Annotated in this window: 17 protein-coding genes and 1 pseudogene; 7 read left to right on the top strand and 11 right to left on the bottom strand. The window is 55.7% G+C overall.

Annotated elements, in window-relative coordinates:
• Positions 1 to 31: 31 nt before the first annotated feature.
• A complete protein-coding gene (locus tag M7Q83_RS12650; protein ID WP_298339463.1) occupies positions 32 to 379 on the top strand; it encodes a hypothetical protein in 348 nt (115 codons plus the stop codon).
• A gap of 129 nt (positions 380 to 508) precedes the next feature.
• Here the strand turns inward: M7Q83_RS12650 and M7Q83_RS12645 are convergent, their stop codons facing one another.
• Genes M7Q83_RS12645 through M7Q83_RS12635 form a run of 3 tightly spaced genes read right to left on the bottom strand, consistent with a single transcriptional unit; the run spans position 509 to position 2938 of the window.
• Positions 509 to 1639 carry an ABC transporter permease gene (locus M7Q83_RS12645; RefSeq protein WP_298339460.1) on the bottom strand — a complete coding sequence of 377 codons (1131 nt, stop codon included), beginning with the start codon at positions 1637 to 1639 and terminating at the stop codon, positions 509 to 511.
• Positions 1636 to 2532 carry an ABC transporter ATP-binding protein gene (locus tag M7Q83_RS12640; protein WP_298339457.1) on the bottom strand — a complete coding sequence of 299 codons (897 nt, stop codon included), beginning with the start codon at positions 2530 to 2532 and terminating at the stop codon, positions 1636 to 1638. Before M7Q83_RS12640 ends, M7Q83_RS12645 begins: the two co-directional genes overlap by 4 nt.
• Positions 2525 to 2938 carry a GntR family transcriptional regulator gene (locus M7Q83_RS12635; protein WP_298339454.1) on the bottom strand — a complete coding sequence of 138 codons (414 nt, stop codon included), beginning with the start codon at positions 2936 to 2938 and terminating at the stop codon, positions 2525 to 2527. Before M7Q83_RS12635 ends, M7Q83_RS12640 begins: the two co-directional genes overlap by 8 nt.
• A gap of 776 nt (positions 2939 to 3714) precedes the next feature.
• Between M7Q83_RS12635 and M7Q83_RS12630 the strand changes: the two genes are divergently transcribed.
• Positions 3715 to 4725: a hypothetical protein gene (locus M7Q83_RS12630; protein WP_298339452.1), complete on the top strand. Its 1011-nt coding sequence runs from the start codon at positions 3715 to 3717 to the stop codon at positions 4723 to 4725.
• Between the two features lie 476 nt (positions 4726 to 5201).
• On the opposite strand, the gene M7Q83_RS12625 is transcribed toward M7Q83_RS12630, so the two are convergent.
• Both M7Q83_RS12625 and M7Q83_RS12620 read right to left on the bottom strand, forming a co-directional pair.
• Entirely contained in the window at positions 5202 to 5576 is a 375-nt protein-coding gene (locus M7Q83_RS12625; protein WP_298339448.1) for a DUF86 domain-containing protein, read from the bottom strand.
• Entirely contained in the window at positions 5573 to 5863 is a 291-nt protein-coding gene (locus M7Q83_RS12620; protein ID WP_298339445.1) for a nucleotidyltransferase family protein, read from the bottom strand. Before M7Q83_RS12620 ends, M7Q83_RS12625 begins: the two co-directional genes overlap by 4 nt.
• 352 nt (positions 5864 to 6215) lie before the next feature.
• Between M7Q83_RS12620 and M7Q83_RS12615 the strand changes: the two are divergent.
• Positions 6216 to 6395, top strand: a pseudogene (locus tag M7Q83_RS12615) (ISAzo13 family transposase); the annotation flags it as partial.
• A gap of 308 nt (positions 6396 to 6703) precedes the next feature.
• Positions 6704 to 6979 carry a transposase gene (locus M7Q83_RS12610; RefSeq protein WP_298339442.1) on the top strand — a complete coding sequence of 92 codons (276 nt, stop codon included), beginning with the start codon at positions 6704 to 6706 and terminating at the stop codon, positions 6977 to 6979.
• 47 nt (positions 6980 to 7026) lie between these two features.
• Here M7Q83_RS12610 and M7Q83_RS12605 read toward each other — a convergent pair whose 3' ends face one another.
• The gene (locus M7Q83_RS12605; protein ID WP_298339440.1) at positions 7027 to 7185 is read right to left on the bottom strand and encodes a hypothetical protein; all 159 of its coding nucleotides are present in this window, start codon (positions 7183 to 7185) and stop codon (positions 7027 to 7029) included.
• Positions 7182 to 7391 carry a ribbon-helix-helix protein, CopG family gene (locus M7Q83_RS12600; protein ID WP_298339437.1) on the bottom strand — a complete coding sequence of 70 codons (210 nt, stop codon included), beginning with the start codon at positions 7389 to 7391 and terminating at the stop codon, positions 7182 to 7184. The genes M7Q83_RS12605 and M7Q83_RS12600 overlap by 4 nt, the downstream gene beginning before the upstream one ends.
• Positions 7392 to 7960: 569 nt before the next feature.
• Between M7Q83_RS12600 and M7Q83_RS12595 the strand changes: the two genes are divergently transcribed.
• Entirely contained in the window at positions 7961 to 8257 is a 297-nt protein-coding gene (locus M7Q83_RS12595) for a hypothetical protein (RefSeq protein WP_298339434.1), read from the top strand.
• A 6-nt stretch (positions 8258 to 8263) separates the two neighbouring features.
• Here the strand turns inward: M7Q83_RS12595 and M7Q83_RS12590 are convergent, their stop codons facing one another.
• Both M7Q83_RS12590 and M7Q83_RS12585 read right to left on the bottom strand, forming a co-directional pair.
• Entirely contained in the window at positions 8264 to 8524 is a 261-nt protein-coding gene (locus M7Q83_RS12590; protein ID WP_298339431.1) for a Txe/YoeB family addiction module toxin, read from the bottom strand.
• A complete protein-coding gene (locus tag M7Q83_RS12585; RefSeq protein ID WP_298339428.1) occupies positions 8521 to 8769 on the bottom strand; it encodes a type II toxin-antitoxin system prevent-host-death family antitoxin in 249 nt (82 codons plus the stop codon). The genes M7Q83_RS12590 and M7Q83_RS12585 overlap by 4 nt, the downstream gene beginning before the upstream one ends.
• Before the next feature lie 943 nt (positions 8770 to 9712).
• Between M7Q83_RS12585 and M7Q83_RS14370 the strand changes: the two genes are divergently transcribed.
• Positions 9713 to 10030 (top strand): nucleotidyltransferase family protein, encoded by a 318-nt coding sequence (locus tag M7Q83_RS14370; RefSeq protein ID WP_366526420.1) that lies wholly within the window; start codon positions 9713 to 9715, stop codon positions 10028 to 10030.
• A gap of 101 nt (positions 10031 to 10131) precedes the next feature.
• On the top strand, positions 10132 to 10356 hold the full coding sequence (locus M7Q83_RS12580; protein WP_298339424.1) for a HepT-like ribonuclease domain-containing protein: 225 nt from the start codon (positions 10132 to 10134) through the stop codon (positions 10354 to 10356).
• A 738-nt stretch (positions 10357 to 11094) separates the two neighbouring features.
• On the opposite strand, the gene M7Q83_RS12575 is transcribed toward M7Q83_RS12580, so the two are convergent.
• Positions 11095 to 11361 carry a HepT-like ribonuclease domain-containing protein gene (locus tag M7Q83_RS12575; protein WP_298339422.1) on the bottom strand — a complete coding sequence of 89 codons (267 nt, stop codon included), beginning with the start codon at positions 11359 to 11361 and terminating at the stop codon, positions 11095 to 11097.
• Positions 11362 to 11445: 84 nt separating this feature from the next.
• Positions 11446 to 11736, bottom strand: a complete 291-nt coding sequence (locus M7Q83_RS12570) for a nucleotidyltransferase domain-containing protein (protein ID WP_366526419.1) — start codon at positions 11734 to 11736, stop codon at positions 11446 to 11448.
• Between the last annotated feature and the right edge of the window lie 1203 nt (positions 11737 to 12939).

Genomic DNA, 12939 nt, shown 5'->3' with positions numbered 1-12939 from the left:
AGGATGCCACATGCCCAATAGGAGGATACCAATGAGAAAGATCGAAGAGATCCTGCGCCTCTCTGCGCAGGGCAAGAGCGCCAGAGCTATCAGTCGGGATACGGGAGTCTCTCGGCCAAGCGTGGCAGCGTACCTAGAGAAGGCCCCAGAGCATGAGATTAGCTGGCCGCTGCCAGAGGGCATGGATGTACAAGCCTTAGAGCAGTTGTTGTTTCCGTCGGTTGCAACGCCAAAGAGTACGCCGGGGCTACCAGACTGGGGACAGGTCACTACTGAGTTAGCAACGCATCACCATCTGACCCTTCAACTGCTCTGGTTCGAGTACAAGGAGCAGAATCTGTTAACGGTCACGAAAACCTGCACACTCACGGACACCTAAGTTGCACAGGTACGGTCACCAGTTTTGCATTGGTTAGGCATGGGTCCTAGTGTCCCTAGCCAGACAGACCGGATCGAGTCACATACGTCGAGGACCAGATGCGAGGGACCGCCCAAGGGCGCTACCCATCTACAAGGAAATCCGATCAACATACTCGATACTTGCCCAGGTCACGATCACTCCCGCGGCAGCCAAGATAGCAAACACCAACCACTGGAGCTCTCCGAACTTGCTCGCTGGAACATAAAACAACTCTTCTTGCACAGTCTTGAATGAATCACAGGCTGGCTTGTGGGATAAAAACTTTGCTTGATAGTTCATCCCCAAACAACGAGTTTCTAGGGTGTTCAGTGCCGAGTTTCCGATGACGTGACCTCCTAGGAGGTTTGTGACACCCACTAGGTCCCCAGACTGTGGAACACTGAAGCTGTTGAAGGTCCAATCCGGCAGCGCCGCCTTGGACTGGCTCTCGGCGACTTGACCACTCACTGGAGGCCCGCTGCTTTGGATCACAGCACCGCCCCTCTGGGTTTCAAGGCGTCTCGCTGCCGCTCCTGTCACAATCATTGGACCCTTGACCACGCTCGGTGAGACAAGGTTTGGATATAGGGCCGTCCCTCCAAAGAGGAGCACCAAGCCGATCAGGATGCTCACAAAAGCTGCGGTGCCGAGGGAGCGGATGAGGAGAGCTCCAGCACAAGACAGGGCGGTGACGGCCAAGGCAAGCCCGATCGCCTCGGGGCCGAAGATAAGGAAGTGATGCCAGTAAGGAGCGGTAGCTCCGCCGTCGCGAGGTAACACAATCGTGCGATAACACAGCGCTGAGATGAGCGTCAGGATCGCTGTAGCGACGAGTGCTGCCAGCAGATGGACAGTGAGCCAGCCACGACGGGTGACGCCTTGGGTGAAGAGAAACGTCCCTGTCTTGCGATCAAATACCCCCGCGATCCGTGGTGCGAGAGAGATGACAGGGATGAGAAGGGGGACAAGCAATGCAATCGGGGTTGAAAAGACGCTCGCCAACGCGACAAGTTGCGGGTTGGCAGCACTCGTGGCGCTTGTAAAACCGGAGCTGGAACCAACGCGGATGATCTGAACGTGTCTAAGGGCAAGGTCGGCGAAAGTCCACCATGCCCCCTCGCAGATGACTGCTGCAATGAAAAAGTAGAGGAGTCGGGATTCCTTTGTGAGTGCGACACCCAGCACGTGAATCATTGATGGGCGCTTATAGTGGCTCAACTCTCGATCTGCGGTAATCATCGAGTACTCCCTTCGCCAAGTGGAGATATTTGGTCGATCAATGAGGGTCCTGCACTCCCTGACTGGGCGTGTTTCTGCCGGGCTATCACGATCTCTTCGAGTGAGGGATGGTCATAGTTGCCCCCACCAACATCTGGAAGATAGACCATCGATCGACCGTTGCCCTCTATCAAGACTTCGGCATCCCCAGGTGGCGGGCCAGCAAGGTACACATGGTGTTCGACGAGAGAGTCAACAGCCTCGTTGACGAGCAGTTGTCCCTTATCCATCACAAGGAGCGAATCGCAGTCTCGCTCAATATCGGTGACAAGATGGGATGCCATGATCACGATCCTTTTTTGGTTAAAAGCTGCGGCAAGCACCTCGCCCATCATGTCTCTTCGGGTGCCGGGATCGAGCGATGCTAAGGGTTCGTCAAGAAGGATGATCCGTGAGCGCCGCGCGAGGCAGAATGCAATCGCGACGACCTTGCGTTGGCCCTCTGAGACTTGTCGTAGCCGAACGGATCGACCAAGGTCAAACCTTCCTACGGTATCGACAAAGAGCTGTGCATCGAAACCGTCGTTGTAACCTGCGCCCAGTGCCTCTAGGTCACCAACTGTAAACCGCGTGGGTAGTGAGGCGCGTTGATCTACAAAGGCGATCTCTCCTTGGCTGACTGCTCGACCATCAAGAGCCACACTGCCCGAGAAGGGTCGACGCAGTCCGGCAAGACAGTGAAGAAGGGTCGTCTTGCCCGCCCCAATAGGGCCAACAAGTCCCACCACATGGCCCGGCTGTGCCGTAAATGACACGTTACTTACGGCCGTGTGGGGACCTCTGAACGGGGCGAAGACCCGCCGCCTACTGATACGAGCGCAAAGTTGCTCGACCTTGAGGCCACTATCAGGCATGGCTGCTCCTTGTCTCGTTGAAACGCTCGAGTGCACCTGCGAGCACAACTGAAATGTCATCTAGCGAAAGACCGGCTTTGATGGCGGTGCCGATCGCGTGGTCAAGGTGGTCCCGAAAGGCGCGGTAGGCCTCCTCTTGGCCGACATAGGGATTACGGATGATCAACGTTCCCACTCCAGGCTTTGCGAGAGTGATCCCTTGTGTTTCTAATACCTTGTAGGCCTTCAAGGCCGTGTTGACATTGATCGAGGCCGTGCGGACGACATCGGTCACTGTAGGAAGTTGATCCCCAACCGCTAGAGTACCAAACCGCAGGGCGGCAAGAACTTGGTTCACGATCTGGCGGTAAGCAGGCACTCCGGTCGCTCGATCTATCAAGAACGAGACCTTGGGTCCTTGGGTCACCTCAACCTCCATTTCTCTAATTATATAGATAAACAGAGCGAATGACGCCGCATCGCCGAGAAGTAATCGGTACTACTTCCCGCCTCTCGGCGAGCGGCCAACAGAAAACGCACGCATGCATCCCCTTTGTCTTGCAAGCGTTACCCGGATTGTTGTTCCGCCCAAGAATTGGTTCTGATAGCCTCTCCTTCAGCTAAGTCACCTCTTGTATAGGCAATCTGGCAAAGCACCATCCAGCTTGGCGCGCTGAGTGCGCCCTGGATTTGCCCTACGTTGCAATTCCCTGGTCGCCGTTGGTCGCTGCGAGTTCTTGGAGTCTTCCCGAACACGGAGAGTCTTGGGCATTATGACCTCCTTGGGACTTGCCCACATTTCTGCCCACATTTTTACGCCTTAAGGTATGTTCCCGTGTGTCGAATGGCAAATTCCTGACGCTCCGAGCTGCTCTTATATGTCAAGAGATGTTCTCCCTATACCTCCGTAATTGACTCTTAATCCGCAGGTTTTGGGTTCGAATCCCAGGGAGCGCACCTGTTCAGGGGTTATTCTCGCTTGTATGAAGAAAACTCGGCCACATTTCTGCCTATGTCGTGCAATTGACTCGGTCATCTTGAAGTTCATCGATCCTGGAATAGACCTTGCCACTGGGCGGCGCTTTCTCCCCTTCATGTGATTCCCATCTCTATTCTGCTCGGACTTCTCACATGAGACGCGGATCAAATTTGGGGAAACCTATCACGTTTACGTTCAGCGGGTGGCGTGGCTAAAGTTGGGCTATGGACGAGCTGCGAGCACCAGTGACCTGGGCCACCGCGACTGAGCAATGGAACTGGATCGCCGAGCGTCTCGGGCCCTTTGCTAGGTCCGTCACCTCGGTCGTTCCCGCCGGGTTCTCTGCCTATGCCCGGATCCTGCACCCCGCGGAGGAGCCTGCGACCGGAGACCGTCTGGTGCGCTGGTTGGAGGTGGCCCGATGGAGCGGCATCGAGCTTCGCCCAGATGCGCAGTTCCACACCATAGCGCTGCCCGAGGTTCGCCCCGAGGCACCTTCACCGTGGCAAAGCCAGGGACCTGCCGCTGGCCGCCTCTTTCTTCCCGACGCCGAAGCGCTTACCGGGATCCTGCGACACCACACCACCACCCCCGAGGAGTGCTTCTTCGGCCTTTGGGACGGCTACGGCTTCGGGGACATACCGCTCGTGCCCGTGGGCTCTCCACCAGCTCCCCCGCTACCAGATCGGTCCCCAACCGCCACACGCAATCGGTCGCGACTCCAGCTCCCTGGCCACGACTACCTCTGCTATACGGGTCCGGTCGAGGCAATCACCGCTCCTACCGGGCTGAAGCGCGACCAGACCGCCAATATGGCCTGGCCCGCCGATCGGGCTTGGTTCGTCGGGTCGGAGATCGACCTCCCATGGACCTATGTGGGTGGGACGGCCGCGCTCATCAACGCGATCTGTGCCGACGAGCACCTCGAAGCCCTCCCCGCCTCGCCAAATGACCCACTCAGCAGGACCGAGGAGCGGATCGACCGCCTCGTCGAAGAATCCTTCGCCGAGCTGGTCAGCACGGGTCACGTGATGATCGACACCTCACGTGGGTCCGTCGAGGCGTGGTTGGAGCGCCCGACGAGGTCACACTCGGGACAGATCCGCACCGAGCAAGTCGGGGATAACGGCGTAATCGGGACGAGCAGAACCCCACTGCATCGAAGTGGGGACCTGCATCGCGCAGCCCGCTTCTGCCTCCTGCGCGCGGTTCTCGGGTTGGTGGAGGAGTATTAAGGCGAGAGGGGTGCTACTGAGACATCCCGGGCTCCTTGGAGGTCCCAGACCGTCCGCCTAATCCGTCGGCTCCTTGGCATGAGCTGGCAGTCAGCGACGGTCCCTGCGTTCTGTTCTGCTGGCACGCCCGCAGACGTTCGGCCGGTTCAAGCGCAGGGGAGCGGGTCGCAGTCATCCGCAAGTACTACACACTGGGTTCCGAAGGACGATTGAGCTATCGGTGGGCAGCGAAACAGCAACAGGAGCTCTCCGTCGGCAGCTGGCACCCGCCGTTCGCCTCCTCAAGATCAAGGAGCCTTCCACGTGCTCCTCGTCTCACAAACGAAGTGGACCGGGTACGAGGGGCCTTCCAGACCGCAAACAGTGGGCCGTCTAGTAGCCCTTGACTCTGGGAATCCTAAGCAGACGCTCGGAGTTTGTTGCACTGTCAGCGTGAATAGCAACTTCTGTTATTGCGAGACTTCCCGTTTTTGCCTTCACTCAGAACCAAAGTCGGGTAAGAAGGAGGCCCCCAGTGCCATGATTTGTGCGCGCAGCACCGGTAAGTCTCCCTGGATCGTCCTCCAGACGATTTCGAGATCCACCTTGTCGTAACCGTGCGAGACGCGGTTACGCATCGTGTACATGACTTGCCAAGGTATGTTGCTGTAGTGCGCGGCGAATTCAGGATCTACGCGCTGAATGTTGTTCGCTGCCTCGCCGATGATCTCGATGTTCCGGATCACCGCGTCTTGCACCAGATCGCTATTCAGGAAACCGACCTCATCCATGGCTTGGGTATAACGGTCGATGCGTTCGATAGCCTTGAGGATATGCCCGAGATACTCCGAAATGCGGGCACTCTTGCTCATACTTTCACCGCCTCGGCCAGTACCACACTACGGAACGCGTCTGGCAACGCCCTTGGTGTCAGCACATCGACCGATACACCAAGAAGGTGTTGAAGATCGACTTGGATGGCTGCCACATCCATCAATGTGGTCTCCGGTGTCGGGTCGACGAGGATGTCAAGGTCGCTACCCTCCGTATCCTCGCCACGCACGACGGAACCAAACACTCGAGCGTTGCAGGCGCGGTGCGACTCAACTACATGTCGAATGGCGGCCCGGTTCGACGCAAGGGCTTCAGAGGGTTTCATAGGTTCTTCCTTCGACTTTGAAATCTGATTCAATGATACCTCCGCAATCAACGGAGTGCAGTGAGGGACTCCAGTCTTGGACCTATACAACTTGGGCCCACCGACACCTACGGGTGCTCGCCTGGACGGCCAGGTGTTCTCCTTGAGACATCAGCTCTACGCGATCTTCGCGACGATGTACCATCGTAGAATTTACCCCACATATTCCGAGTGTGCCTTTGGCTCGTCGTGTGACCTTCCAATTCGATCTGCAATCGCAGGTGCACCTGATACACGAACCCCCCTGCGGTGCAGGTTAGGAGTCAAGCAATAATAACTTGAACAGTCACGGAGTCTGTGCTACCAAGGGAGCATAGCCGACGCAGCATTGATAGAAGCTAAACATCATGCGTTGTCTGGCTGGCTAGATGATGCCACGTTGCGGATATGGGCTGCGGTAGAGGCTCGTAGTATTGGACGTGGCGGGGTAAGCATGGTTGCCAAAGCAATTGGTATGTCTCGAACGACTATCTATATAGGACTGGCTGAACTTCGAATCGTCAGTACCAATCACTCGGGACATGCGTGGCCCTAAACCCCGTACACGCAGTAGGTGGAGGTCCAAAGAGATTGACCGATAAGTTTGTATGACTTTGTGGTCACCGTCTAAAGATTTAATGCTGGTGACGGAGGTTGTCAGGAATAGTCGCCGCGTCTCCTTGCAGCCGAGAGCGCGTCATAAGTTTGGTGCGGAACCGTCGAGGACCAAAGAATGTCGCTACGAGCACGAACCCCAGAGTCCGCTTTACCTTGGTTCTCGCCTGACAACCTCCACTGGTAAACAACTAGGAGGTTAGCACAGTGAAACAGATTAGGAGCAAAGTCGCTGGTCTTGATATCCACCGCGATACGGTGGTCGCATGCGCTCGGATAGGTGGTCCTACCGATATCGAGGTAACCAAGGAGAGCTTTCCAACAACACGGGCAGGCCTGGTCAAATTGGCATCGTTCCTCTCCAATGCAGGAGTAACAACGGTAGCGATGGAGGCGACCGGTGTCTACTGGAAGCCGGTGTATTACGCATTGGAAGGATTGGTAGACGAGCTGTGGCTCTGCAACGCCTCAGGGAGTGGGTGATTCATAGCAAGGCGAACGACTAGAGCAGCTGCCTTGTCCCTGAAGTCTCAATAGAAATCCTCGCCAGCGAATGCTGCGCTCGTAGCATGCAAAGCAGAGTCGGCTAGGTCGAGGTTCGTGATTCGCGTGATCATGTCCGAGTCCACCCCAATGGCTTCTGCGGCGATGGCAAGGTAGTCCGTCAGGTCCAGGTAGTGGATCGTCACCTTGCCAGCCGTTCAAGCAGTTCCCTGTCCTCGTCGATGATCTTCTGAATCCGGGACTTGAACTCAGGGTCGGCCCGCCTAACCGCGACGGCCTCAACCAACGCCCGGCGCACGGTCTCGTTCATGCTCAGTCCTTCGGCGCGGGCGAGAGCCTGGACATCTGCAGCCTCGTCGTCGGACAGCCGCAGCGTGAAGTTTTTCCCCATGACGTCATACCTCCATAACACCACCTAGCACCGATCGTCGCGCGAATCGCCGCAAGAGAAGTGGAGGGCCCTTGCGTTCGGTCCGCCTCCTATGCAAGATGCCGGCTCGCCGAGCCCACTCGGGCCAATTTGATGCGTCTCTCCGCAGCGCGCTTGCCCACATTTTTGTGCCTTAAGGTATGTTCGGATATGTCGATTGGCAAATTCCCAACGCTCCGACATGCTGTTGTATGTTTAGAGATGTTCCCGGTATGGTTGTGCAGGCAACTCTCAGGTCCGCAGGTTCTGGGTTCGAATCCCAGGGGGCGCACCTGGTGGGAGCTGGTTTTATGCCTATGTCACTGAACGGCTGCCCACATTATGCCTAGATCCATTAGGTCAGGGGCTAGATCCGCGAGCGTGACAAGGACATCTGGCAACTGGTCGCCAATCTTCCTAAGGACCCGATCTCAGGCGAGCGTCGGCAGAAGTACGTGACTGTTCACGGGCCAAAGCGCAAGGCTGACTTCGGGTTGCAGAAGTTGTTGAGAGAGGCTCAGCAATCACGTGCACGAAACTCAAGGGTCTTGGTGGAATCTGTGACCAGAAAGTGGATTACCTTGGTGAGTCGGAACCTCTCCCCCACGACCGTTCGGGGCTACATGGGTTGGATTGATCGTAAGATCGTACCCGCATTGGGCATGCTCCCATTGGCTGACGTGACGGCAGCGCATTTAGATCGGCTCTATCGGGATCTGACGGTACGAGGAAGTGCGCCAGCTTCGGTGCGCCAAGTCCATGCCATCATTCGACGGATCATCAATCAGGGTATGAAGTGGGGGTGGGTCGAGTCGAACCCCGCCCTGTTAGCCTCACATCTCTCATAGTACTTATCATTTCCCGTAGTGGTAGCGAGCTTGCAGAATAATGATCTCTTCGCCCATCACCTGATAGACAAGGCGGTGTTCGTCCGTAATACGGCGAGACCAAGAATGACTGATCCCATATCTGAGCTGTTCTGGCTTTCCGATCCCTGAAGTTGGGTCACGAACTACGTCGTCGATGAGACGGTTAACGCGCTTTAGCACGGTGCGATCGGTACGCTGCCAATAGACGTAGTCTTCCCAACCCTGGGGCGTAAAGACAAGCCTCACTCGCGGTCAAGCTGGTGTTCGAGCGCATCACCCCTGGCTGCCGCGTCTGCCGCATCAAGGAGCCTACGAGCGTTGGCGGGCGAACGAAACAGGTATGCCGTCTCTTGCCAGCCGTCGTATTCGTCGGCCGACATCAATACCGCGTTCCCGTGCTTGGATGTAATCTCAATAGCCGTCCTATCGTCATTAACGCGCTCGATCAGAGGAAAGAGTCCCCGACGTGCTTCGCTCGCAGAAATTGCCATCGCCCATTCTCCTTTCAGTCTATGGTACGTAATATAGTACCACTTCTGCTACTCTTCCTCAGTCTCGCATTCACGTCTTGAAACCTTCACTTGCTCAATGGCATGCGAGCGGATCGGGAACAGTCAACGATGGGGCGTTTACGGCGTCCTAACGTCGTGGACGGCTCCCTGGTTACGACCACCCCTTGCGTGAGAAGGCAAGCCAAAGACAGAGTCGTCGCGTTTGAACCAAGGAGACCTCGAAAAACCAGGGCCCGCCTGGAGCCTTCTGGTCCTTCACCGTAGTGGCAAGGTCGCCTCACAGCCACTGCATTGTCAAGCTCGGGCATCTTGACCTTCTTGGGGCTTGCCCACATTTCTGCCCACATTTTTACGCCTTAAGGTATGTTCCCGTATGTCGATTGAGAGATTCAAAACGCTCCGACATGCTGTTGTATGTTTAGAGATGTTCCCGGTATGGTTGTGCAGGCAACTCTCAGGTCCGCAGGTTCTGGGTTCGAATCCCAGAGGGCGCACCAGCTCAAGGGCTCTGTCCTTGGCTTTGTGAGGAAATCTTGCCCACGTTTTTGCTCGCTAACTCGGTTCTGTTGATCATTTTCTCTTCTCGGACAGGTGCCGAGGCTGTCGTTTAGCTATCGAGGCCTAGAGGTTGGACGGACCGGTGTTTCCTTGAAGATGTCGGGTTTGACCATGAGTGAGACGTGGCATCTGAGCGCAAGGCTGGGTACGAGGGGCTTTCCAGGGCTAAGGTGCTCATTCCCGATGAACCCCTCGATTGTAAAGATCAAGTACCAGCTAATCCCTAATGAGTTCGTCGATTGTGCCGACCACCGGTAAGAAAGCGTGGCTATCGCGATACCGAGTGGGCGTATCGGGTCACATATGAGGTGGATTGCAGGCAGAGGGCGGTCAGCGCTGGCAAGTTCGCAGATAACATGGTGATATGGAGCCAGAGACCAAGACTAAACGAGTTCGGCCATCAGTGCGCCTGCATGACAATCGTACGGCGGTGCTAGCTGTACTGACTAATTATGGAGCACACAATGCGCGCGTCTTCGGCTCTGTCGCCCGAGGAGAGGATCAAGAGGGGTCCGACTTAGACCTTCTTGTAGACCTCCCTCGAGGCATAGGCCTCTTCGAACGAGGCAGACTCACCCAAGACCTAGAAGACGTACTCGGATGCAGAGTCGATTTGGTACAAGACTGCGAGGTACCCGAACGATCGAGAGGCCATGTCTTGCACGAGGCACGGCCGCTGTGACACGTTCAGACGACGACCGCGTTGCACATATCATTGATGCGATCGAACGGATTGAGCGTTGGACAGACCACCACGCGCACGACGATATCTAGCGCTCAGCGGTGTTGCGCCAGATGGAGATCATTGCAGAAGCGACGACTTCGCTGAGCGATACCTTCAAGACCTCCCATCCAACTGTTCCATGGAGAGACATCGCTGGATTTCGTGTTCAAGTAGCCCATCGCTACTGGGATACCGAATGGAGCGAAGTCGAGCAGACGATTATCGAGGACTTGCCCATTCTTCGCAACGCCATCTCGTCTATCGAAAGGACCGATGACCAATAATCACTAGGGACTGAACCGAAGCTTTCGCAATGTTTACACCTACTCCCCCGACACCCGTGCTAGACCGAACAGCTCAGTCGCCGGCGTATCGTGTCTCTCGTGCATCGGCCGATCAGCAACACCACTGCCGACGGCGAACACACTTTCTTATGGACGGCCCCCTGTCTCCGGTAAGCTCGTATGCGTAACCGGCACATCCGCAGGTTTTGGGTTCGAATCCCAGGGAGCGCACCTGTTCAGGGGTTATTCTCGCTTGTATGAAGAAAACTCGGCCACATTTCTGCCTATGTCGTGCAATTGGTTACGAGCCTAACTCCTGAAACCCATCAACCCTAACTCCTGAAACCTCTCAATTCCAATCCTGGAAGTGAAGAACCCTAACTCCTGAAACTGGAGAACTCTGACCCCTTTAAGTGGTTCATCGGTGCAACGAATCGGCCATACTCGTCCATAGTGGACGGCCCCTTGCTTTCGGTCCAGCTCCTATGCGAGCCGGCACCTTGTAGGTTGTCCTCTAGCAGTCATGCGGTCGCGGATGCCAGTTGTTTTTGGCACCGTCTGCGCACGGCCAAACCAAACACTGCCGTATCGAGCTGTACAATCTACCATCGAAATGATGGACAGTAAACACATCTCTCCTGTTCAGGCTGGGTGGAATAGAGAAGATAAATAGGTTAGTGCTTGGTTTCGCCTCCACTTTCCTCAAGCCTCTCACCCTTACGGTGGATCAGATAGGTTTCACCAGTCCGCACCAAAAGGTGTGGGTTTCGCTCGGGAGAATCGTGAACTCTTGCTCCGCAGCGTGACGACCAAGTCAGGGACCGAGACTCGAGCAATTGCCCATACTTGGTTAGGATCGATACGATGGTAGTGATGCGCAAGCAATATGCGTAGAGCAGATATGTCACTCCATGGGACTCCGGGGTATTCACCAATAAACTCATCTGACAGCGCGCGTGTCGCCTCACCGTTCGACTGCGCGTAGACGAATACGCCCGTCATCATCGTCAGATGGTCCCATGGCGACTATCACCGCAAGTTCGTCGGCTGCATCAAGTATGTCCGCACCAGGGTGTTCATCATTCCTACTCAAATTGGGACGGCCTCCCGCTTGATATGCTCATCCCGACTCTTTAGCCCTTTGGCCGCCACGACATCCACAGACGTGCCTAGAAGGCCTGCAATGGCTTCCTGAAGATGAACCAGGTCGAAGAGAGTACTTTGTTCGTCGAAGTCAACTAATAGATCAATGTCGCTCTCAGAGGTCTCTTCTCCGCGGGCGACTGATCCGAAGACGGATACGCTGCGTCCATGATGCTCTCGAACGAGACGATCAATCTCGTTACGGCGAGACAACACCAAATCAAGCAGCACTCCCATACTCTCCAGAATAGTTGCGCCATGCGAGATATTCTCTCGGGTTTTGTTCTTACGCTACCGAGCGAGCGAACACTCGAAAATCTCCCGCAACCACAGCCGGTCGCCGTAGGAGAGATCGATTTGCAAAGCGGCCCCACTCACGTCTACCGCCTCCGACGTGACCTGCCGGACAATGCAACGGGTGAACTGACAATCGGCTGACATACCACACCCCGCCGTGCTACCCAACTTTTCACCTAACAATTGCGTCCGAGGGTGACCGACTGATTCCAAGCCCATCCCACAAACCTCGCCAGCAAACCCTGACTACAAGTGCAAATGGGACACCAACAAACACTTTGACTACCAGTTCGGACCGCTTATGGCGACCTTTTCATCCCGAGGTGCAGGGTGCGAGACTGGAGGGCCACCAGATCAGAGTATATATCTCCAAAGTCCGCTAGAAAACACCCAACACAAAACCCAACATCGGGGTAAGGTGGGTAGATGGTGGACAGGCTGCGACTGGCGGAGGAGCTAGCCGTTTGGGAGCTTCGGGTCTTTATTGGGAGAGACTTAAAATAATCAAGTTAAGCGACCGGATCCCGTGGACTTCACTTGCGTTAAGGACCTCCGTGGCCCACTCCAGGGCTTTTGGATCCACTGCCAGAGCCTACTGGTTTGGTGAAGCTTCATAGTGCGCAGTGGCACTCAACTTTGTTGTCTTCTCACGAGAGTCCGACACGATCATTGAATGTTCGGATTGTTTGCTCAGATTCCCAGTTCGCATTGGCGAAGAGATTGATTCGTAACCCTGGTTACGCAATAGACAGCGGCAAGTGAGCTCGCACCGCGACACCCATCTGACCATCAATACGACAATCGGACGGCGCATTGATCGAGCTCATCAAGCATGGTGCAGAAGCGACAGCTTGCCTCATAAAGTTTCCTCTGGTGGGCACCAGTACCGATGGTGCGGACTTTATTGCAGTGCAGCACTCCTTGAGTGAGCACCCCTGACAGTGCTTCTTGAAAGGCGCGGAATACATAATTGCACCCTATCAAACCTATATTTGGCTGTAATCAAGGCATGAGCGAGTTCAACGGGCTGATCACGGTGTCATCGTCCGTTGTGAGGATCGGGCCAGTGCCGGTGACGACAAGACGGAATGCCGGCTCACCTACGGTGTCAGTATCGATCTGGTCGATGACGTTGTGTAGCGA

The organism is Ferrimicrobium sp. (assembly GCF_027364955.1).
In the GTDB taxonomy this organism is placed as follows: domain Bacteria; phylum Actinomycetota; class Acidimicrobiia; order Acidimicrobiales; family Acidimicrobiaceae; genus Ferrimicrobium.
Note: the sequence above shows the minus strand (reverse complement) of the source record. Positions and strands in the feature narration are given on the sequence as shown.